This is a genomic window from Pseudooceanicola sp. NS-SX8, from assembly GCF_057380755.1.
Map to the genome: position 1 here is coordinate 786,610 of NZ_CM170819.1, position 16,783 is coordinate 803,392.

The window sequence follows — 16,783 nt, forward strand, 5'->3', positions numbered from 1 at the left end:
GGCCCCGGAAGAGGAGCCGGGGTCAACCTGGAGGAGAAGTGACATGAAAGAAGTACGTGGAATCCGCCTGATCGCGGCGACCGGTTTCTGGGTCGCCTACTGGGCCTTCGTGTTCTGGGCCGCGCGCCCGGGCCACCTGGAGGGGCAGCATCACCTGATCAACGGGATCGTCGTGGTGATCGGCCTGGTGGCCGCCTACCTGACCTATGCCGCCGCCACGCGGCGCATCCACTGGGCGCAGGAGGGCGAGGGATGAAGGCCCTGGCGATCCTGAACGTCGTGGCCTGGGGCGCCTTCTGGACCTTCGGCCTGATCGCGCTGTTCGTCGAACTGGCGCGGGGCGAGCTGATGCTGGCCGCGTTGCTGGCAGGCGTGGGGTTCATCACCGGGATCGCCTGTCACCTTGGCCTGTGCAACCGCATCGCGCCGACACAGCGCGTGGCGCCGCAGAGCGAGGTGTGAGCCATGCTTTACCGCGAGGCCGGGGATTTCAAGACGAGCTACGGGGCGGACAACCAGACCTTCCCGATCCGGTTCGACAGGGTGGCGCTGCGCGTCACCCTGGGCCTGGCCTTGCTGGTCGTGCCCTTTGTCATCAATGACTACTGGGCCAATGCCGTGGCCCTGCCCTTCCTGATCTATGCCATCGCGGCGATCGGGCTGAACATCCTGGTGGGGTTCTGCGGGCAGGTGTCTTTGGGCACCGGGGGCTTCATGGCCGTCGGCGCCTATGCGACCTACAAGCTGATGACCGCCTTCCCGGAGGTGTCGATCATCGTGCATGTGCTGCTGGCCGGCGGGATCACCGCCGGGGTGGGCGTGCTCTTCGGCTTGCCGTCGCTGCGGATCAAGGGGTTCTACCTGGCGGTGGCGACACTGGCAGCGCAGTTCTTCCTGGTCTGGCTCTTCAACCGGGTGCCGTGGTTCTACAACCACTCCGCCTCCGGCCAGATCAGCGCGCCGGAGCGGAGGGTGCTGGGCCAGGCGGTGACCGGCCCGCAGGCGGAGGCCTGGGTGACCTACCTCTTCTGCCTGGCCTTCCTGATCTTCGCGGCCTTCGTGGCGCGCAACCTGACGCGCGGCACCCTGGGGCGCAGCTGGATGGCAATCCGCGACATGGATATCGCGGCAGAGATCATCGGGGTGAACCCGCTGTCGGCCAAGCTGTCGGCCTTTGCCTGGTCGTCCTTCTTCATCGGCATCGCCGGGTCGCTGTTCTTTGCGGTCTACCTGGGCGCGGTCGAGGTGGGGGAGGCCTTTGGCATCAACAAGTCGTTCCTGGTGCTGTTCATGATCATCATCGGCGGGCTGGGGCGGATCGGGGGCAGCCTGATGGGCGCGGCCTTCCTGGTGCTGCTGCCGGTGCTGCTGAAGAACGTGCTGGTGGGCAGCCTGGGCTGGCCCACGGACCTGGCCGCGCATCTGGAGTTCATGATCGTCGGCGGGTTGATCATCACCTTCCTTGTGGCCGAGCCGCACGGGCTGGCGCAGCTGTGGCGGGTGGCGAAGGAGAAGCTGAGACTCTGGCCCTTCCCGCATTAGGGCGGGGCCGACCGGGCGGGGGAGAGGAGCCCCGGCCCGACGGGCCCCGGGGCCCGTGTCCGACCGGGGAAGAGGAGCCCCGGAGATGGACCATCCAACCAAGGGAGGAAATGGGATGGCACTGAAAACCCTGAAGGCCGCAGGCGCGGCCCTGGTGGCGGCTGGCCTGCTGACAGGCCCCGCCGCGGCCGAGCTGGTCTTTCCCGACCTGAGCTACCGCACCGGCCCCTATGCGGCCAACGGCATCCCGTTCTCGGACGGGTACCAGGATTACCTGACCTTGCTGAACGAGCGCGATGGCGGCATCGGCGGGGAGCCGATCCGGCTGGTGGAATGCGAGACGGGCTACAACACCGAGAAGGGGGTGGAGTGCTACGAGGCCACCAAGGGCGAGGGCGCGCTGATCTACCAGCCGCTGTCGACCGGGATCACCTACCAGCTGATCCCCAAGGCCACCGCCGACGGCATCCCGGTGCATTCCATGGGCTATGGCCGGACCTCTGCCAAGAACGGCGAGGTCTTCCGCTGGGTCTTCAACTATCCCGCCAACTACTGGGACGGGGCGAGCCATGCGATCAACCATATCCTGGAGGAGAACGGCGGGGACATCAGCGGCAAGAAGGTGGCGCTGGTCTATCACAACTCCGCCTATGGCAAGGAGCCGATCCGCACGCTGGAGGAGCTGTCGGCCAAGCATGGCTATGAGCTGAAGCTGCTGCCGGTGGATCACCCGGGGCAGGAGCAGAAGAGCCAGTGGCTGCAGATCCGCCGCGACCGGCCCGACTACGTGATCATGTGGGGCTGGGGCGTGATGAACCAGGTCGCCATCCAGGAGGCGGTGAACATCCGTTTCCCGATGGATCATTTCATCGGCATCTGGTGGTCCGGGTCGGAAAATGACGTGCTGCCCGCCGGCGCCGGCGCGGATGGCTACAAGGCGCTGACCTTCCACAACCTCGGCATGGATTACCCGGTTTTCGACGATATCCAGACCTATGTCGTGGATGCCGGGCTGGCCGCCGGGGCGGGGGATCAGCTGGGCACCGCGCTTTATAACCGGGGGATGTATGCCGCGATGCTGGCGACCGAGGCCGCGCGCACCGCGCAGGAGATCCATGGCACCGCCCAGATCACCCCGGCGATGATGCGCGACGGCATGGAAGCGCTGGAGATGAGCGAGGAGAAGATGACCGCGCTGGGCCTGCCGAACTTCGGCCCGACCTTCAAGGTCACCTGCTCCAACCATGGTGGTGACGGCCTGGGCGCCGTGGCGCAATGGGATGCCAATGCCGGCACCTGGTCGCTGATCACCGATTACGGGCCCTCGGACAGCGATGTCCTGAACCCGCTGATCATCGCCGACAGCACGGCCTTTGCCGAGGAGAACGGCATCACGCCGGGCTGCGACTGACGACGGGCCGGCCCCCGGCGGATCGGGGGCCGGCGCCTGCTGCGGATGTCGGATCCGGATATTTGCAGCCAGAAAATGGGAGGGACGTGATGCTTGATTCTGCACCGCTGAGAGAGGTGTCGGCCCGGGAGGTTCTTCTGGAGGTCAACAATATCGAGGTGATCTACAATCACGTCATCCTCGTGCTGAAGGGGGTCAGCCTGACCGTGCCCAAGGGCGGCATCACCGCCCTGCTGGGCGGCAACGGGGCAGGCAAGACCACCACGCTGAAGGCGATTTCCAACCTGCTGCAGGCGGAGCGGGGGGAGGTGACGAAGGGCACGATCAGCTATCGCGGCGAAAGGGTGCAGGACCTGGACCCGGCGAGCCTGGTGAAGACGGGCGTCATCCAGGTGATGGAGGGCCGCCATTGTTTCGAGCATCTGACGGTGGAGGAGAACCTGATGACCGGCGCCTACACGCGCCCGTCGATCGGGGGTGGCAAGGGCGAGATCGAGGCCGATCTTGAGATGGTCTACCAGTACTTCCCGCGGCTGAAGGAGCGGCGCAAGAGCCAGGCGGGCTATACCTCTGGCGGGGAGCAGCAGATGGTGGCGATCGGCCGGGCGCTGATGTCGAAGCCGGAGACGATCCTGCTGGACGAGCCCAGCATGGGGCTGGCGCCGCAGCTGGTGGAGGAGATCTTCGGCATCGTGAAGAGCCTGAACGAGGAGCAGGGGGCGACCTTCCTGCTGGCGGAGCAGAACACCAACGTGGCGCTGCGGTTCGCCCATTACGGCTACATCCTGGAATCGGGGCGGATCGTGATGGATGGCGAGGCGAAGGCGCTGCGGGAGAACCCGGACGTGAAGGAATTCTACCTTGGCATGTCGGACGAGGGGCGGAAGTCGTTCCGCGACGTCCGGTCCTACCGGCGGCGCAAGCGCTGGCTGTCGTGAGAGAGGAGGAGAGGACATGGGGCGTCATTCCCGGACAAGTCACTACGACGCATTGGAAACGCGCAGCCCGGACGAGCGGGAGGCGGCGCTGGCGCGCGACCTGCCGCGCCAGATCGCGCAGGCGCAGGCGCTGCCCGGCTATGCGGGCGCGCTGAAGGGGGTGCAGGCGACGGCGGTGACGAGCGTCGAGGCGCTGGCAGCCCTGCCTGTATTGCGCAAGGCGGACCTGGTGGCGAAGCAGCGCGCGGGGGCGGCCCTGGGCGGGTTGACGGCGCAGCCGCTGACCGGCTTCGCCCATGTCTTCCAGAGCCCCGGGCCGATCTACGAACCGGGCGGCGCCAGCCATGACTGGTGGCGGATGGGCCGGTTCCTGCATGCGGCGGGGATCGGACGCGGCGACGTGGTGCAGAACTGCTTCAGCTACCACCTGACGCCGGCGGGCATGATCTTTGAAAACGGGGCGCGGGCGGTGGGGGCCACGGTGCTGCCCGCCGGCACCGGCCAGACAGAGCTGCAGGCGCGGGCGGCGCATGATCTGGGCGTGACCGCCTATGCCGGGACGCCGGATTACCTGAAGGTGATCCTGGACCGGGCGGAGGCGGAGGGGCTGGCGTTGCAGATCACCAAGGCCGCCGTGGGGGGCGGGGCGCTGTTCCCCTCGCTCCGGGCCGAATATGCCGAGCGCGGGATCGCCTGCCTGCAATGCTATGCCACGGCGGATCTTGGCAATATCGCCTATGAGAGCGCGGCGATGGAGGGGATGATCGTCGACGAGGGCGTCATCGTGGAGATCGTGACGCCGGGCACCGGCACCCCCGTCGCGCCGGGCGAGGTGGGGGAGGTGGTGGTGACGACGCTGAACGCCGATTACCCGCTGATCCGATTCGCCACCGGTGACCTGTCGGCGGTCCTGCCCGGGCAGAGCCCCTGCGGGCGCACCAACCTGCGGATCCGCGGCTGGATGGGCCGCGCCGACCAGACCGCCAAGATCAAGGGCATGTTCGTGCGCCCCGAACAGGTGGCCGATTTCGTGTCGCGCCACGAAGAAGTCTCCCGCGCGCGCGTCGTGGCCGAACGGGAGGGGGAGATGGACGTGATGCTGGTGCAGGTCGAAAGCCCCGGCGGATCGGCGGAGGCCTATGGCGAGAGCATCGCCGCCGTGCTGAAGCTGAAGGGCCGCGTGGAGATCCTGGCGCCGGGGACCCTGCCCAACGACGGCGTGGTGATCGAGGACCGGCGCAAGTACGACTGAGCTAGCGCGGCGCCCAGAGGTAGAGCCGCCCGCCGCCCTTCTTGGTGCCGGTGTCGGTGACGCCCGGGAGGGCGCCCGCGCGGACGGCGTCGAGGAAGCGATGGCCGAGCTTCACCTTGTCACCGATCCAGAGGTCGTCGAACCCCGGCCAGATGTCGCGGAAGTGGAAGGGCCCGGCGGGCCGTTGGGCGAGAATCACCCGCAGGCGGGAAAGATCGTCTTCGGTCATGCCACAGCCTAGCGCAGGTCGCCCGGGGCAGGCAGCCTGAACGGTGGGCCTGATGGCAAATGGACGCCCGAAAGCAAAAAGGGCCGCCCGAGGCGACCCTTTTCCGAAAAGCTCTGGCAGCTCTCAGCCCTGGCGGGCCTTGAAGCGGCGCTGCGTCTTGTTGATCACGTAGACGCGGCCCTTGCGGCGCACGATGCGGCAATCGCGGTGGCGCTGCTTCAGCGAGCGGAGCGAGTTCTTGACCTTCATGGCCCTTCTCCTCATGTCGCGGCGCGGCTAGCGCCAGGGTTTCGTGCAGGGATGCATTGCATCCCGATGAATTTCGTGGTGGGCGATACAAGGATCGAACTTGTGACCCCTTCGATGTCAACGAAGTGCTCTACCGCTGAGCTAATCGCCCACACTGGCTTGATTTCCTTGCTTCCTTCCCGTCAGCTTGGCCCCGAATGGCGCCGCCCTGGCAAGAAAGAAGCGCGGAGAACCGCGCCGGTTCGCGCTCTATAAAAGGAGTCGAACGGGGGATCAAGGGGCTTTTGGCAATCCTTTTTTGCGGTAAGATCCCGGGGTTGCCCGTGGAGACGTCATGACCCCTTCCGCATATGACATTTTCAGACCCGAGAGGCTGACCACGAGCGTGGTTTTCGCCTCTCCGCATTCCGGTTGCGACTATCCCGACGACCTGCTGGGGCGCACGATGCTGGACATGCGGCAGGTGCGCAGTTCCGAAGATGCCTTCGTCGACCGGCTGTTCGCGCCCGCCCCGGTGCAGGGGGCGCCGCTGATTTGCGCCCGTGTACCAAGGGCCTACGTCGATCTGAACCGCGCCGCGGATGAGCTGGACCCGGCGGTGATCGAGGGCGTGAAGCGACGCGGGCACAATCCGCGCATCAGTTCCGGCCTGGGGGTGATTCCCCGCGTCGTCGCCGGCGGGCGGCCGATCTACCAGGGAAAGCTGACCCTGCAGGAGGCCGAACGGCGGCTGGCGGAGTGCTGGCACCCCTACCACGATGCGCTGCGCGGCCTGCTGGCAGAGGCGCATCGCGGGTTCGGCGAGTCGATCCTGATCGATTGCCATTCCATGCCGCACGAGGCGCTTGATTCGGTGCGCCGCAATTCCCGCCGCCGCCCGGACGTGGTGATCGGCGACCGCTTCGGCGCCTCCGCCGGGGCGGAGCTGGTGGAACGGATCGAGGCGGCCTTCACCTCTGCCGGGCTTTCGGTGATCCGCAACGCCCCCTTCGCGGGCGCCTACGTGGCGCAGCAATACGGTCGCCCGGTGCGGGGCCAGCACGCGGTGCAGGTGGAAATCGACCGCGCGCTCTACATGGACGAGGCCCGGATCGAACCGCGCGCCGATTTCGCGGAGTTCGCCGCCGTGATTCGCGAGGTCGTGACGGACCTGGCGGACCTGGGCCGCCGGCAGATGCCGCTGGCCGCAGAGTAACCCGGGCCTGCCGCCCAGCTGTCCCGCCCCCCGGAAAGATTGAAACGGGGCCCGCCGGAGTGCCGGACGTGAGGGATGAGCGCTTGGCACACTTTCCCTTTTCGAACGCCCGCCGCCCCGGATGCGCCCCGCCCTTCCCATTTTTTGGCCAAAAATATCCTGGGGGGAGTCTCCGGCACGGAGACGGGGGGCAAGGCCCCCCTCCGCCGCCCGGGGTCAGCGCAACGCCCGCCCCTTGCGGATCGCATCCTTGCCGAACCGCGCCCGGATCGCATCGGAGGCGCGTTCCGCCGCCGTGCGTTTGCCCGCGTCCGGGTCGAGCAGGTCGGCGGAGCGGTCGGCATCGCTGCCGGTGCCCAGGTCGGTGACGCCCACGCCGATCAGCCGGAAGGGCCCGCGATCCTGCACCTGGTCGAAGAGGCCGCGCGCTTCCCGGTAGATACGGTCGGCCAGCTGGGTCGAATCGCGCAGCCCGATGCGGCGGGTCAGCAGGGAATGGTCCGCACGCTTCAGCTTCAGCACCACGGTGCGGCCCGCGATCTCCTTCGCCTTCAGCCGGTCGGAGACATTGACCGCCAGCCGCCAGAGGTGGCCGTCAAGGAGCTCGGGGTCTGAGGTGTCCTCGAAAAACGTGGTTTCGTTCGACACCGATTTCACCGGCGCATGGGGGGAGACGCGGCGGCGGTCCTCTCCGCGCGAGAGGTGGTAGAGCCGTGTGCCCATGGAGCCGAAGCGGGCGACGAGGTCCGACAGGTCCCAGCGGCGCAGGTCGGCGATGGTGTGGATGCCCGCCCGGTCGAGGGAGGCCTGGCCCGCCGCGCCCACGCCCCAGATCAGCCCGACGGGTTTCGGCCCCAGGAAATCCAGCGTTTCCGCCTTGCCGATCACCGCGAAGCCGTGGGGTTTGTCGAGGTCGGAGGCGATCTTGGCCAGGAACTTGTTGTGCGACAGCCCGATGGAGCCGGTGACGCCCAGTTCGTCGCGCATGCGTTTCACCAGCCGGGCGAGGCTGACGGCGGGGGCTTCGCCATGCAGCCGCGCGGTGCCGGAGAGGTCGAGGAAGGCCTCGTCCAGCGACAGGGGTTCGATGGCGGGGGTCAGGTCTTCCATCATGGCGCGGATCTGGCGCGAGACCTCGACGTAGCGGGACATGCGGGGGCGGATCACCACGGCGTCGGGACAGAGTTTCAGCGCCTGGAACATCGGCATGGCGGAGCGGACACCGCGGATGCGCGCGACGTAGCAGGCGGTGGAGACGACGCCGCGGCGGCCGCCGCCGATGATCACCGGCTTGTCGGCAAGCGTTGGGTCGTCGCGTTTTTCCACCGAGGCGTAGAAGGCGTCGCAATCCATGTGGGCGATGGAGAGCTGGTTGAGTTCGGCATGGGAGACGCAGCGGGGCGATCCGCAGGCGGGGCAGCGCAGGCGGGTGCCCGGTTGGGCGGCAAAGGGCCGGAGGCAGTCGCGGCAGAGGGCGTCCATGGTGGAATCCGGTGGTCTGCTTGGGAGGGAATGATAGACCGGGGGCATGGCGAACGAAACAGGAATTCCCGAGGCTGCGCTGGATCCCGCGAGGGTGTTTTCCGGCGCCAAGGCGGCTGTCTTCTTCGGCGACCGTCTGGCGGTGCTCTTGCGCGACGACAAGCCCGACATCCATTACCCCGACATGTGGGATTTTCCCGGCGGCGGGCGCGATCCGGGCGAAAGCGCCGTCGACTGCCTGATCCGCGAGGCGCGGGAGGAACTGGCGCTGGAGCTTTCGCCCGGCGACCTGGTCTATGCCCGCCGCCACGAGAGCGGCGGCGGTGGCGAGGTCTGGTTCTTTGCCGCCCATCTGCCGCCCGCGCGGGCGGAGGCGCTGGTGCTGGGTGACGAGGGGCAGGCCTGGGCCCTCATGACCGTGGAGGAGTTCCTGTCCCATCCCAGGCACATCCCCTCGCTCGGGGCGCGGCTGCGGCTCTACCTCGAGGCGCGCGGGGGCTGAGGTTTGCGGTTCCGCCCGGGGCGGATGCGGCGCATACTGCGGCAAAGCACCGGCGGAGGATGATGCGATGAATGGCAATGAGTTGGACGTGATCCTGGAGGGTGGCAACCTCGTGGTGATCCTGCTGGCGGTCGTGGTGATCCTGGCGGTGCTTCTGGGGGTCCGGATCGTGCCCCAGTCGGAGAAATACGTGGTGGAGCGCTTCGGCCGGCTGCGCACGGTTCTGGGGCCGGGGATCAACCTGATCGTGCCGGTGGTGGACCGGGTGGCACACCGGGTGTCGATCCTGGAACGCCAGCTGCCCAATGCCGAACAGGACGCGATCACCGCCGACAACGTGCTGGTGCAGGTCGAGACCAGCGTCTTCTACCGCATCCTTGAGCCGGAAAAGACCGTCTACCGGATCCGCGACGTGGATGCGGCCATTGCCACCACCGTCGCGGGCATCGTCCGCGCCGAGATCGGCAAGATGGAGCTGGACGAGGTGCAGTCGAACCGATCGGCCCTGATTTCCACCATCAAGGCCAACGTGATGGATGCGGTGGACAACTGGGGGATCGAGGTCACCCGGGCGGAGATCCTGGACGTGAACCTCGACCAGGCGACCCGCGATGCCATGCTGCAGCAGCTGAACGCCGAGCGTGCCCGCCGTGCCCAGGTGACCGAGGCCGAGGGCAAGAAGCGCGCGGTGGAGCTGCAGGCCGATGCCGAGCTCTACGCCGCCGAGCAGGTCGCCAAGGCGCGCCGGATCAGCGCCGATGCGGAGGCCTATGCGACCGAGGTGGTGGCCCGGGCCATTGCCGAAAACGGGCTGGAGGCGGCGCAGTACCAGGTGGCGCTGAAGCAAGTGGAGGCGCTGGTGGCACTTGGCCAGGGCGAGGGCAAGCAGACCATCGTCGTGCCGTCCAACGCCATTGATGCCTTCCGGGATGCCTTCACCCTGCTGAAGGGGCGCGGCTGATGGCGCTGGCGATGCTGTGGTGGGCCTGGCTTGCGGCCGGTGTCCTGCTGATCGGGCTGGAGATGCTGGCGCCCGGTTTCATCTTCCTGGGCTTTGCCATCGGCGCGCTGGTGGTGGGGCTGGTGCTGCTGACCGGGGTCGCGCTGGCGCTGAGCTGGCTGCTGCTGATGTTCGCCATCTTCTCGCTGATCGCCTGGGCGGTGCTGCGGAAGCTGAGCGGGGTGCGCAAGGGCCAGGTGAAACGCTGGGACCGCGACATCAACGAGGATTGAGGCGGTCCCCGCGGGATCAGGCGTTCGGGCGCGCGGCCTGGGGCGAGCGCAGTTCTGCCACCACGGCCTGGGCTGCGGCGCGGGGGTCTTCGGCGCGCCAGACGGGGCGGCCGACAACCACGTGATCGGCCCCTGCCGCCACGGCGGAGGCGGGGGTCGCGATGCGCTTCTGATCATCGCTGGCCGCGCCTGCGGGGCGCACGCCGGGGGTGACGATCAGACGGCCCTCGGCCCCGGGCAGGGCGCGGATGGCTGCGGCTTCGTTGGGGGAGCAGATGATGCCGTCGGCCCCGGCCTCGAAGGCGCGGGCGGCGCGTTCCACCACCAGTTCCGGCACGTCGCCCGGCAGCATCAGCCCGGCATCCAGGTCCGCCCGGTCGAGAGAGGTCAGGATGGTCACCGCGAGGATCTTCAGATCCTTGCCCGCCGCCCCTTCCTTGGCCGCGCGGACCACGTGGGGGTCGCCGTGCACCGTCAGGAAGTCGAGGTCGAACTGCGCGATGCCGCGCACCGCGTTTTCCACCGTCTGGCCGATGTCGAAGAGCTTCATGTCCAGGAAGATGCGCTTGCCGCGTTCCTGCTTCAGCTCGTTCGCCAAGGCCATGCCTCCGCCGGTCAGCATGCCGAGCCCGATCTTGTAGAAGGAGACCGCGTCGCCGATCCTGTCCGCCAGTTCGAGGCCCTGCAGGGCGTTGGGGACGTCCATGGCGACGATCAGGCGGTCGTCTGCCGGGATTTGGGGCTGGGTCATGATCTCTCTCCGGGATTTTCGACCTGATGGGCCAGCGCCGCAGTCAGGTCAAGCCCGCAAAGGCCCGCAGGGCCGGGAAGCCGGCCTAGGCCGGGGCTGCGCGCCACGGCCCTTCCCATTTTTTGGCCCCAAATATCCCGGGGGTCCGGGGGCAGAGCCCCCGGCGCTTTCCATCTGCAATCCGGCCTGAGTTTTTCCTGAGTTTTCTCACGCGGCCAGTCTCACGCGGCCCCAAACCTATTTCAGGCGGCGCGGTTCAGCAGCCTGTCCCAGAGAGAGGCGGTGGCCTGCTGCACCCTGATCGGGACATGTTCGAGAAAGGCCTCGGGCCGGTGGGCGCGCAGGGCGGTGGCCTTGCGGCGGTGCTTGCGGCAGGCCATTTCCGACAGGGCGCGGGTGACGGTTTCGTATTCCGCATCCATCGGCGCGCGCAGCGAGACGGGGTAGGTATAGACCTGGCCCCGGTCATGCAGGGCGACGGCGGCCTCGTAGGCGCGGGTGGCGGGGTTGTAGCGGATCGTCGCGATCCGGGTCAGGTGGGTCGTGCTCTGGACAGTCATGGGACCTCCTTCGGCGGGCGGCTGGGGCGGGGCGTCATGCCCCGTTGGAAAAGAAACGGTTTCATGACGGGCGGAGTTCCGATTTCTGCCGAAAGCGGCGGAAACCGGCTTGAACCCGCCCATACGCATCCCCATTTCGGTTTCGTGAGGTCCCGGACCTGCGCATGCCTAGATTAGGGTGCAAACTACTCGGGACGCTTGGGAAAAGGAGAAATGCCATGGACTTGTCGAAGTTCACGGAGCGGTCGCGGGGGTTCATCCAGGCGGCCCAGACCATTGCCATCCGGGAAGGCCATCAGCGCCTGGTGCCGGAACACATCCTGAAAGCGCTGCTGGACGATGAAGAGGGGCTGAGCGCCAACCTCATCGCCAAGGCTGGCGGTGACGCGAAGGCGGTCGCCCAGGCCTGTGAGCTGGCCGTGAAGAAGATCCCCGTGGTGAGCGGCGATACCGGCCAGGTCTACATGGACAGCGCCACGGTGAAGGTCCTGGACGAGGCCGAGAAGGTCGCGAAACAGGCCAAGGACAGCTTTGTCCCCGTCGAGCGGCTGCTGACCGCGCTGGCGCTGGTGCGGTCCGGCGCGAAGACCGCGCTGGAGGCCGGCAACGTTTCCGCGCAGAAGCTGAACGCCGCGATCAACGAGATCCGCAAGGGCCGTACGGCCGACTCGGCGTCCGCCGAAGACACCTTTGAGGCGCTGGAGAAATATGCCCGCGACCTGACCCGCGCCGCCGAAGAGGGCAAGATCGACCCGATCATCGGCCGGGACGACGAGATCCGTCGTGCCATGCAGGTGCTGTCGCGCCGGACCAAGAACAACCCGGTGCTGATCGGTGAGCCCGGTACGGGCAAGACCGCGATCGCGGAAGGCCTGGCCCTGCGCATCATCAACGGCGACGTGCCCGAGAGCCTGAAGAACAAGCGTCTTCTGGCGCTGGACATGGGCGCGCTGATTGCAGGCGCCAAGTACCGGGGCGAGTTCGAGGAACGGCTGAAATCCATCCTCTCGGAGATCGAGACGGCGGCGGGTGAGGTGATCCTCTTCATCGACGAGATGCACACGCTGGTGGGCGCCGGGAAAACCGATGGCGCCATGGATGCGGCCAACCTGATCAAGCCCGCGCTGGCGCGGGGTGAGCTGCACTGCATCGGGGCCACGACGCTGGACGAATACCGCAAGTATGTCGAGAAGGACGCGGCCCTGGCCCGCCGGTTCCAGCCGGTGATGGTCGAGGAACCGACGGTCGAGGACACGATTTCGATCCTGCGGGGCATCAAGGAGAAATACGAGCTGCACCATGGCGTGCGGATCTCGGATAGTGCCCTTGTCGCTGCCGCGCAGATGTCGAACCGCTACATCACCGACCGGTTCCTGCCGGACAAGGCCATCGACCTTGTCGACGAGGCCGCGAGCCGTCTGCGGATGGAAGTGGACAGCAAGCCCGAGGAGCTGGACCAGCTGGACCGGCATATCCTGCAGCTGCAGATCGAGGCCGAGGCCCTGAAGAAGGAGGACGATGCTGCGTCGAAGGACCGGCTGGAGGCCCTGGAAAAGGAACTTGGCGACCTGCAGGAGAAGGCCGACGCGCTGACCGCGCGCTGGCAGGCCGAGCGGGACAAGCTGGCCGGTGCGCGCGAGCTGAAGGAAAAGCTGGATCGCGCCCGGGCCGACCTGGACATTGCCAAGCGGCAGGGTGACCTGGCGAAGGCCGGGGAGCTGTCCTACGGGGTGATCCCGCAGCTTGAAAAGCAGCTGGGCGAGGCCGAGGCGGCGGAAGCCGAGGGCGAGGTCATGGTCGAAGAGGCCGTGCGGCCCGAACAGATCGCGGCCGTGGTCGAACGCTGGACCGGCATCCCGATGTCGAAGATGCTGGAAGGCGAGCGCGAGAAGCTGCTGCGCATGGAGGATGGTCTGCACAAGCGGGTCATCGGCCAGAACGCGGCGGTGAAGGCGGTGGCCAATGCCGTCCGCCGGGCGCGTGCCGGGCTGAACGACGAGAACCGGCCGCTGGGGTCCTTCCTGTTCCTCGGCCCGACGGGTGTCGGGAAAACCGAGCTGACCAAGGCGGTGGCGGAGTTCCTCTTTGACGACGACAGCGCGATGGTGCGGATCGACATGAGCGAGTTCATGGAGAAACACAGCGTCGCCCGCCTGATCGGTGCCCCGCCGGGATACGTCGGCTACGACGAGGGTGGTGTGCTGACCGAGGCCGTGCGGCGGCGCCCCTACCAGGTGGTGCTGTTCGACGAGGTCGAGAAGGCGCACCCGGATGTCTTCAACGTGCTGCTGCAGGTTCTGGACGATGGCCAGCTGACCGACGGCCAGGGCCGGACCGTGGACTTCAAGCAGACGCTGATCATCCTGACGTCGAACCTGGGCGCACAGGCCCTGTCGATGCTGCCGGATGGCGCGGACAGTTCGGACGCGAAACGTGACGTGATGGACGCGGTGCGGGCCCACTTCCGCCCCGAGTTCCTGAACCGGCTGGACGAGATCATCGTCTTCGACCGGCTGGGCCGGCAGGACATGGGCGGGATCGTGGATATCCAGCTGTCGCGGCTCGAAAAGCGGCTGGCGGGTCGGAAGATCCACCTGGAGCTGGACGAGGACGCCCGCAAGTGGCTGGCCGACGAAGGCTACGACCCGGTCTTCGGGGCGCGGCCGCTGAAACGGGTGATCCAGCGTGCGCTGCAGGATCCGCTGGCCGAGGCGCTGCTGGGCGGGGAGATCCGCGATGGCAGCGTGGTGCCGGTGACCGCGGGGGCCGAGGGACTGATCATCGGCGACCGGGTCGGAACCTCCGACCGGGCCTCTCCCGACGAGGCGACGGTTCACTGAAAGCCGTAGGGTAACGAGTGACTTGGTAGGGGCGGTTCCGCGAGGGGCCGCCCTTTTCCTTTGCGGGATGGGGCGTCGGCAGGTGGATTGGCATCCACCCTACGGGGGTGGAACGGTTTGGGGCGGCGGGGCGTTGGGAGGGAAAAGAAGACGAGCAGAACCGAGGGACCCCTGCCATGCGTACCATCATCCTGTCCATCCTGGCCGGGCCGGCCCTGCTGTCCGCCGCGCTGCTGTCGGGCTGCGTGCCCTTTCCGAGCGCGGAGGGCGAGGCGCTGCCCTCCCGGGCCAAGACGTCCGCAACCGAGGCCGGATTCCCGCAGGCGATGCGGGGCCGCTGGGGGCTGACCCCCGCCGATTGCACGCCGGGCCGGGCCGATGCCAAGGGGCTGATGGTCGTGGGTGAGGATGACCTGACCTTCTACGAATCCCGCGGCACGATCGCCGCCGTCGACCGGCGCAGCGCGACCCGGATCGAGGCCGATGTCGCCTACGCGGGCGAGGGCGCGACCTGGCTGCATCACGAGACCCTTCGCCTGACGGGCGATGGCGGGCTGACCCGCGTGGCCGCAGGGGAGGGCGCCATTGCCGGGACGTTGCGATATACGGCCTGCCCCGGTTGACCTGCGGGCCATCCTGAAATGCCCCGCAGGGGCCATTCATTCGGGGCGGTGATCCGTCGCAGGGCCAACCGGGGCGTTCCGCGCTTAGCTCGCGCGGGAACAGGGGAGGCCGCCATGGTCGCCATTGCCGATGTCCCGCTGGTCGCCCCGCGCGCGGCGCTGGATTACCATCATTCCCACAGCATGACCCTGCCCCGGGAGATGACCGCGCTGGAGGCCTGGAACCTGATGCAGTCGCGCCCGCTGCCCCTGCTGTCGCTGGCCTTCCGGATCCGCGATGCGGTGTCTTCCCTCTTCGGGGTGAAGCGGATTGGCGGGTTTTCCGGCAACCGGCCCGACCGGGTGGAGGTGGGCGGGCACCTGGACTTCTTCCTGGTGGAGGGGGTGCAGCCCGACCTTCTGGTGCTGACGGAGCGGGACCGGCACCTGGACGTGATGACCTGCCTGTCGGTCGAGGGGCGGGTGTTCACCACCACCGCCTCGGTCAAGGTGCACATCTTCTATGGCCGGATCTACATGATCCCCGTGGGCCTGGCCCATGGGATCATCGTGCGGGCGATGATGCGCCGGATGGGTCAGGCGCTGGCGGCGAGCGCCTCTGCCGCCTGACGGAAGATCGTCAGGTCCTCGAAGGGGAGGGGGGCATCGGGGCGGAAGACGCGCCCGCCGGTGGCGATGATCCCGCCGTCGACCATGAGGTTGTCGGTCAGCCCGAAGGGTTCGATGGAATAGCCGTCGGGGGTGGTGGGCCTGCCGCCGCCTGCGGGCTGCACGGCGCCGTAGCTGTCCTTCAGCCGGTCGCCGAAGGGGCGCGGATCGGTGGTGTAGCCCATCAGCCGGTGGCCCAGGGCCACCATGAAGCCAAGCTCCACCGCCGTGCCCACGTCCATCGACGGCCCGTGGAAGGGTGTCAGGTTGACCAGGGATGCCTGGCAGGAGCGCGCCAGTCGGAAGTCCTTTTCCGAGATCGCGATGCCATGTTCGGCCGGGCTGCGGCCCAGGGGCGGCACGGCTTCATCGAAGGGGAAGACGCCGGTCAGGCCCAGTTCGGCGCAGATGTCCTTTTTCCGCTGGCCGATGGCCAGGGCCTCCGGGTGGAAGACGTCGGGGCCGGCAAGATAGACACGCATGGCAGGATCCTTTCGCCGCCCCCTGTGCCGGAGCGTGGCGGCGGGGGCAAGGGGCGCCAGTGCAGGCCGGGGTCAGCTGCCGGGGGGCGAAGCTGGCGCTCAGAGGGAGAGTTTGCGGAAGATCGGTTCGGGGATGGCGCGGATGATGGTCATGATCAGGCGCCAGACCGGGCGGGTGTAGATGACCGAGCGGCCCCGGCGGACGGCGCGCAGCACGGCCCGGCCCACCTCGTCGGGCCGCGCGGTGAGCGCAGGCGGCAGGTCCAGGCCTTCGGTCATGGCGGTGGCGACGAAGCCGGGTTTCACGGTCAGCACCTGCACGCCCGCGGGCGTCAGCCGGTTGCGCAGGCCGGAAAGATAGGCGGTGAACCCCGCCTTGGCGGAGCCGTAGATGTAGTTCGACCCGCGTCCGCGATCTCCCGCGACGGAGGAGATGCCGACGATCACGCCTTCGCCCTCTGCCGCCATGCGATTGGCGAAATGGCCGAGGACCGAGGCGGGGCCTTCGTAGTTCGAGCGCATGACACGGATCGCCTCGGGCAGGTTCTGTTCGTCCTCCATCTGGTCGCCCAGCAGGCCCACGGCGCAGACGACGATGCCCGGCGCGGGTTCGAGGGAGGTGACGAAATCGCCGTGGCTGGCGGTGTCGAGGGCGTCGAAGTCATGCAGGCTGACTTCGACCCGGTGGCGCAGCGATAGGTCGGTGCCCGCAGGTTCGAGCCGTTCGGCATTGCGCGCGGCCAGCTGGATCGGGTGGCCGTCGGCGGCGAAGGCATGGGCGATGGCCAGGCCGATGTCGGAGCTGCCGCCAAGGATCAGGACTGGGTCTTTCATGGGGATCTCCGG

Annotated in this window: 20 protein-coding genes and 1 tRNA gene; 13 read left to right on the top strand and 8 right to left on the bottom strand. The window is 67.9% G+C overall.

Features of this window, described 5'->3' with window-relative positions:
- Positions 1–43 precede the first annotated feature (43 nt).
- The 6 genes from AC2IR1_RS03605 to AC2IR1_RS03630 all read left to right on the top strand — a co-directional run bounded on the left by AC2IR1_RS03605 (position 44) and on the right by AC2IR1_RS03630 (position 5,143).
- Entirely contained in the window at positions 44–256 is a 213-nt protein-coding gene (locus AC2IR1_RS03605) for a hypothetical protein (protein ID WP_486474915.1), read from the top strand.
- Complete coding sequence (locus AC2IR1_RS03610; protein ID WP_486474916.1) at positions 253–462, top strand: hypothetical protein; 210 nt, start codon at positions 253–255, stop codon at positions 460–462. Before AC2IR1_RS03605 ends, AC2IR1_RS03610 begins: the two co-directional genes overlap by 4 nt.
- A gap of 3 nt (positions 463–465) precedes the next feature.
- On the top strand, positions 466–1,542 hold the full coding sequence (locus tag AC2IR1_RS03615; protein ID WP_486474917.1) for a branched-chain amino acid ABC transporter permease: 1,077 nt from the start codon (positions 466–468) through the stop codon (positions 1,540–1,542).
- Between the two features lie 115 nt (positions 1,543–1,657).
- Positions 1,658–2,953: an ABC transporter substrate-binding protein gene (locus tag AC2IR1_RS03620; RefSeq protein ID WP_486474918.1), complete on the top strand. Its 1,296-nt coding sequence runs from the start codon at positions 1,658–1,660 to the stop codon at positions 2,951–2,953.
- Positions 2,954–3,042: 89 nt separating this feature from the next.
- Entirely contained in the window at positions 3,043–3,891 is an 849-nt protein-coding gene (locus AC2IR1_RS03625) for an ABC transporter ATP-binding protein (protein ID WP_486474919.1), read from the top strand.
- Between the two features lie 16 nt (positions 3,892–3,907).
- Positions 3,908–5,143, top strand: coding sequence for a phenylacetate--CoA ligase family protein (locus AC2IR1_RS03630; protein WP_486474920.1), 1,236 nt, complete (start codon positions 3,908–3,910; stop codon positions 5,141–5,143).
- A 1-nt stretch (position 5,144) separates the two neighbouring features.
- Here AC2IR1_RS03630 and AC2IR1_RS03635 read toward each other — a convergent pair whose 3' ends face one another.
- The 3 genes from AC2IR1_RS03635 to AC2IR1_RS03645 form a co-directional block, all read right to left on the bottom strand.
- A complete protein-coding gene (locus tag AC2IR1_RS03635; protein ID WP_486474921.1) occupies positions 5,145–5,372 on the bottom strand; it encodes a DUF1413 domain-containing protein in 228 nt (75 codons plus the stop codon).
- A gap of 123 nt (positions 5,373–5,495) precedes the next feature.
- Positions 5,496–5,621 carry a type B 50S ribosomal protein L36 gene (ykgO, locus tag AC2IR1_RS03640; RefSeq protein WP_035255927.1) on the bottom strand — a complete coding sequence of 42 codons (126 nt, stop codon included), beginning with the start codon at positions 5,619–5,621 and terminating at the stop codon, positions 5,496–5,498.
- A gap of 76 nt (positions 5,622–5,697) precedes the next feature.
- A tRNA-Val gene (locus AC2IR1_RS03645) sits at positions 5,698–5,772 on the bottom strand.
- A 183-nt stretch (positions 5,773–5,955) separates the two neighbouring features.
- Between AC2IR1_RS03645 and AC2IR1_RS03650 the strand changes: the two genes are divergently transcribed.
- Positions 5,956–6,816 carry an N-formylglutamate amidohydrolase gene (locus tag AC2IR1_RS03650; protein WP_486474922.1) on the top strand — a complete coding sequence of 287 codons (861 nt, stop codon included), beginning with the start codon at positions 5,956–5,958 and terminating at the stop codon, positions 6,814–6,816.
- A 216-nt stretch (positions 6,817–7,032) separates the two neighbouring features.
- Here AC2IR1_RS03650 and AC2IR1_RS03655 read toward each other — a convergent pair whose 3' ends face one another.
- Positions 7,033–8,298 (bottom strand): DNA polymerase IV, encoded by a 1,266-nt coding sequence (locus AC2IR1_RS03655; protein ID WP_486474923.1) that lies wholly within the window; start codon positions 8,296–8,298, stop codon positions 7,033–7,035.
- Between the two features lie 46 nt (positions 8,299–8,344).
- On the opposite strand from AC2IR1_RS03655, the gene AC2IR1_RS03660 reads away from it, so the two are divergent.
- The 3 genes from AC2IR1_RS03660 to AC2IR1_RS03670 all read left to right on the top strand — a co-directional run bounded on the left by AC2IR1_RS03660 (position 8,345) and on the right by AC2IR1_RS03670 (position 10,033).
- Entirely contained in the window at positions 8,345–8,800 is a 456-nt protein-coding gene (locus AC2IR1_RS03660; RefSeq protein ID WP_486474924.1) for an NUDIX domain-containing protein, read from the top strand.
- Positions 8,801–8,867: 67 nt separating this feature from the next.
- Positions 8,868–9,761 carry an SPFH domain-containing protein gene (locus tag AC2IR1_RS03665; protein ID WP_486474925.1) on the top strand — a complete coding sequence of 298 codons (894 nt, stop codon included), beginning with the start codon at positions 8,868–8,870 and terminating at the stop codon, positions 9,759–9,761.
- Entirely contained in the window at positions 9,761–10,033 is a 273-nt protein-coding gene (locus tag AC2IR1_RS03670) for an NfeD family protein (protein ID WP_486474926.1), read from the top strand. The genes AC2IR1_RS03665 and AC2IR1_RS03670 overlap by 1 nt, the downstream gene beginning before the upstream one ends.
- Positions 10,034–10,049: 16 nt before the next feature.
- Here AC2IR1_RS03670 and pyrF read toward each other — a convergent pair whose 3' ends face one another.
- Both pyrF and AC2IR1_RS03680 read right to left on the bottom strand, forming a co-directional pair.
- Positions 10,050–10,784 (bottom strand): orotidine-5'-phosphate decarboxylase, encoded by a 735-nt coding sequence (gene pyrF, locus AC2IR1_RS03675; RefSeq protein ID WP_486474927.1) that lies wholly within the window; start codon positions 10,782–10,784, stop codon positions 10,050–10,052.
- A 242-nt stretch (positions 10,785–11,026) separates the two neighbouring features.
- Positions 11,027–11,344 carry a hypothetical protein gene (locus AC2IR1_RS03680; protein ID WP_486474928.1) on the bottom strand — a complete coding sequence of 106 codons (318 nt, stop codon included), beginning with the start codon at positions 11,342–11,344 and terminating at the stop codon, positions 11,027–11,029.
- 218 nt (positions 11,345–11,562) lie between these two features.
- On the opposite strand from AC2IR1_RS03680, the gene clpB reads away from it, so the two are divergent.
- The 3 genes from clpB (at position 11,563) to AC2IR1_RS03695 (ending at position 15,416) form a co-directional block, all read left to right on the top strand.
- Positions 11,563–14,184, top strand: coding sequence for an ATP-dependent chaperone ClpB (gene clpB / locus AC2IR1_RS03685; protein ID WP_486474929.1), 2,622 nt, complete (start codon positions 11,563–11,565; stop codon positions 14,182–14,184).
- Positions 14,185–14,360: 176 nt separating this feature from the next.
- Positions 14,361–14,807 carry a hypothetical protein gene (locus AC2IR1_RS03690; RefSeq protein ID WP_486474930.1) on the top strand — a complete coding sequence of 149 codons (447 nt, stop codon included), beginning with the start codon at positions 14,361–14,363 and terminating at the stop codon, positions 14,805–14,807.
- 114 nt (positions 14,808–14,921) lie between these two features.
- Positions 14,922–15,416, top strand: a complete 495-nt coding sequence (locus AC2IR1_RS03695) for a DUF2867 domain-containing protein (RefSeq protein ID WP_486474931.1) — start codon at positions 14,922–14,924, stop codon at positions 15,414–15,416.
- Here AC2IR1_RS03695 and AC2IR1_RS03700 read toward each other — a convergent pair.
- Positions 15,383–15,937 (bottom strand): nucleoside 2-deoxyribosyltransferase, encoded by a 555-nt coding sequence (locus AC2IR1_RS03700; protein ID WP_486474932.1) that lies wholly within the window; start codon positions 15,935–15,937, stop codon positions 15,383–15,385. The genes AC2IR1_RS03695 and AC2IR1_RS03700 overlap by 34 nt on opposite strands.
- 99 nt (positions 15,938–16,036) lie before the next feature.
- Complete coding sequence (locus AC2IR1_RS03705; protein ID WP_486474933.1) at positions 16,037–16,771, bottom strand: SDR family oxidoreductase; 735 nt, start codon at positions 16,769–16,771, stop codon at positions 16,037–16,039.
- Between the last annotated feature and the right edge of the window lie 12 nt (positions 16,772–16,783).

Coding starts and splice junctions, on each gene's coding strand:
- AC2IR1_RS03680 (WP_486474928.1), bottom strand. CDS start 11,344: ATGACTGTCCAGAGCACGACCCACCTGACCCGGATCGCGACGATCCGC.
- AC2IR1_RS03650 (WP_486474922.1), top strand. CDS start 5,956: ATGACCCCTTCCGCATATGACATTTTCAGACCCGAGAGGCTGACCACG.
- AC2IR1_RS03690 (WP_486474930.1), top strand. CDS start 14,361: ATGCGTACCATCATCCTGTCCATCCTGGCCGGGCCGGCCCTGCTGTCC.
- AC2IR1_RS03660 (WP_486474924.1), top strand. CDS start 8,345: ATGGCGAACGAAACAGGAATTCCCGAGGCTGCGCTGGATCCCGCGAGG.
- AC2IR1_RS03630 (WP_486474920.1), top strand. CDS start 3,908: ATGGGGCGTCATTCCCGGACAAGTCACTACGACGCATTGGAAACGCGC.
- ykgO (WP_035255927.1), bottom strand. CDS start 5,621: ATGAAGGTCAAGAACTCGCTCCGCTCGCTGAAGCAGCGCCACCGCGAT.
- AC2IR1_RS03615 (WP_486474917.1), top strand. CDS start 466: ATGCTTTACCGCGAGGCCGGGGATTTCAAGACGAGCTACGGGGCGGAC.
- pyrF (WP_486474927.1), bottom strand. CDS start 10,784: ATGACCCAGCCCCAAATCCCGGCAGACGACCGCCTGATCGTCGCCATG.
- AC2IR1_RS03620 (WP_486474918.1), top strand. CDS start 1,658: ATGGCACTGAAAACCCTGAAGGCCGCAGGCGCGGCCCTGGTGGCGGCT.
- clpB (WP_486474929.1), top strand. CDS start 11,563: ATGGACTTGTCGAAGTTCACGGAGCGGTCGCGGGGGTTCATCCAGGCG.
- AC2IR1_RS03610 (WP_486474916.1), top strand. CDS start 253: ATGAAGGCCCTGGCGATCCTGAACGTCGTGGCCTGGGGCGCCTTCTGG.
- AC2IR1_RS03635 (WP_486474921.1), bottom strand. CDS start 5,372: ATGACCGAAGACGATCTTTCCCGCCTGCGGGTGATTCTCGCCCAACGG.
- AC2IR1_RS03695 (WP_486474931.1), top strand. CDS start 14,922: ATGGTCGCCATTGCCGATGTCCCGCTGGTCGCCCCGCGCGCGGCGCTG.
- AC2IR1_RS03655 (WP_486474923.1), bottom strand. CDS start 8,298: ATGGACGCCCTCTGCCGCGACTGCCTCCGGCCCTTTGCCGCCCAACCG.
- AC2IR1_RS03700 (WP_486474932.1), bottom strand. CDS start 15,937: ATGCGTGTCTATCTTGCCGGCCCCGACGTCTTCCACCCGGAGGCCCTG.
- AC2IR1_RS03625 (WP_486474919.1), top strand. CDS start 3,043: ATGCTTGATTCTGCACCGCTGAGAGAGGTGTCGGCCCGGGAGGTTCTT.
- AC2IR1_RS03705 (WP_486474933.1), bottom strand. CDS start 16,771: ATGAAAGACCCAGTCCTGATCCTTGGCGGCAGCTCCGACATCGGCCTG.
- AC2IR1_RS03670 (WP_486474926.1), top strand. CDS start 9,761: ATGGCGCTGGCGATGCTGTGGTGGGCCTGGCTTGCGGCCGGTGTCCTG.
- AC2IR1_RS03605 (WP_486474915.1), top strand. CDS start 44: ATGAAAGAAGTACGTGGAATCCGCCTGATCGCGGCGACCGGTTTCTGG.
- AC2IR1_RS03665 (WP_486474925.1), top strand. CDS start 8,868: ATGAATGGCAATGAGTTGGACGTGATCCTGGAGGGTGGCAACCTCGTG.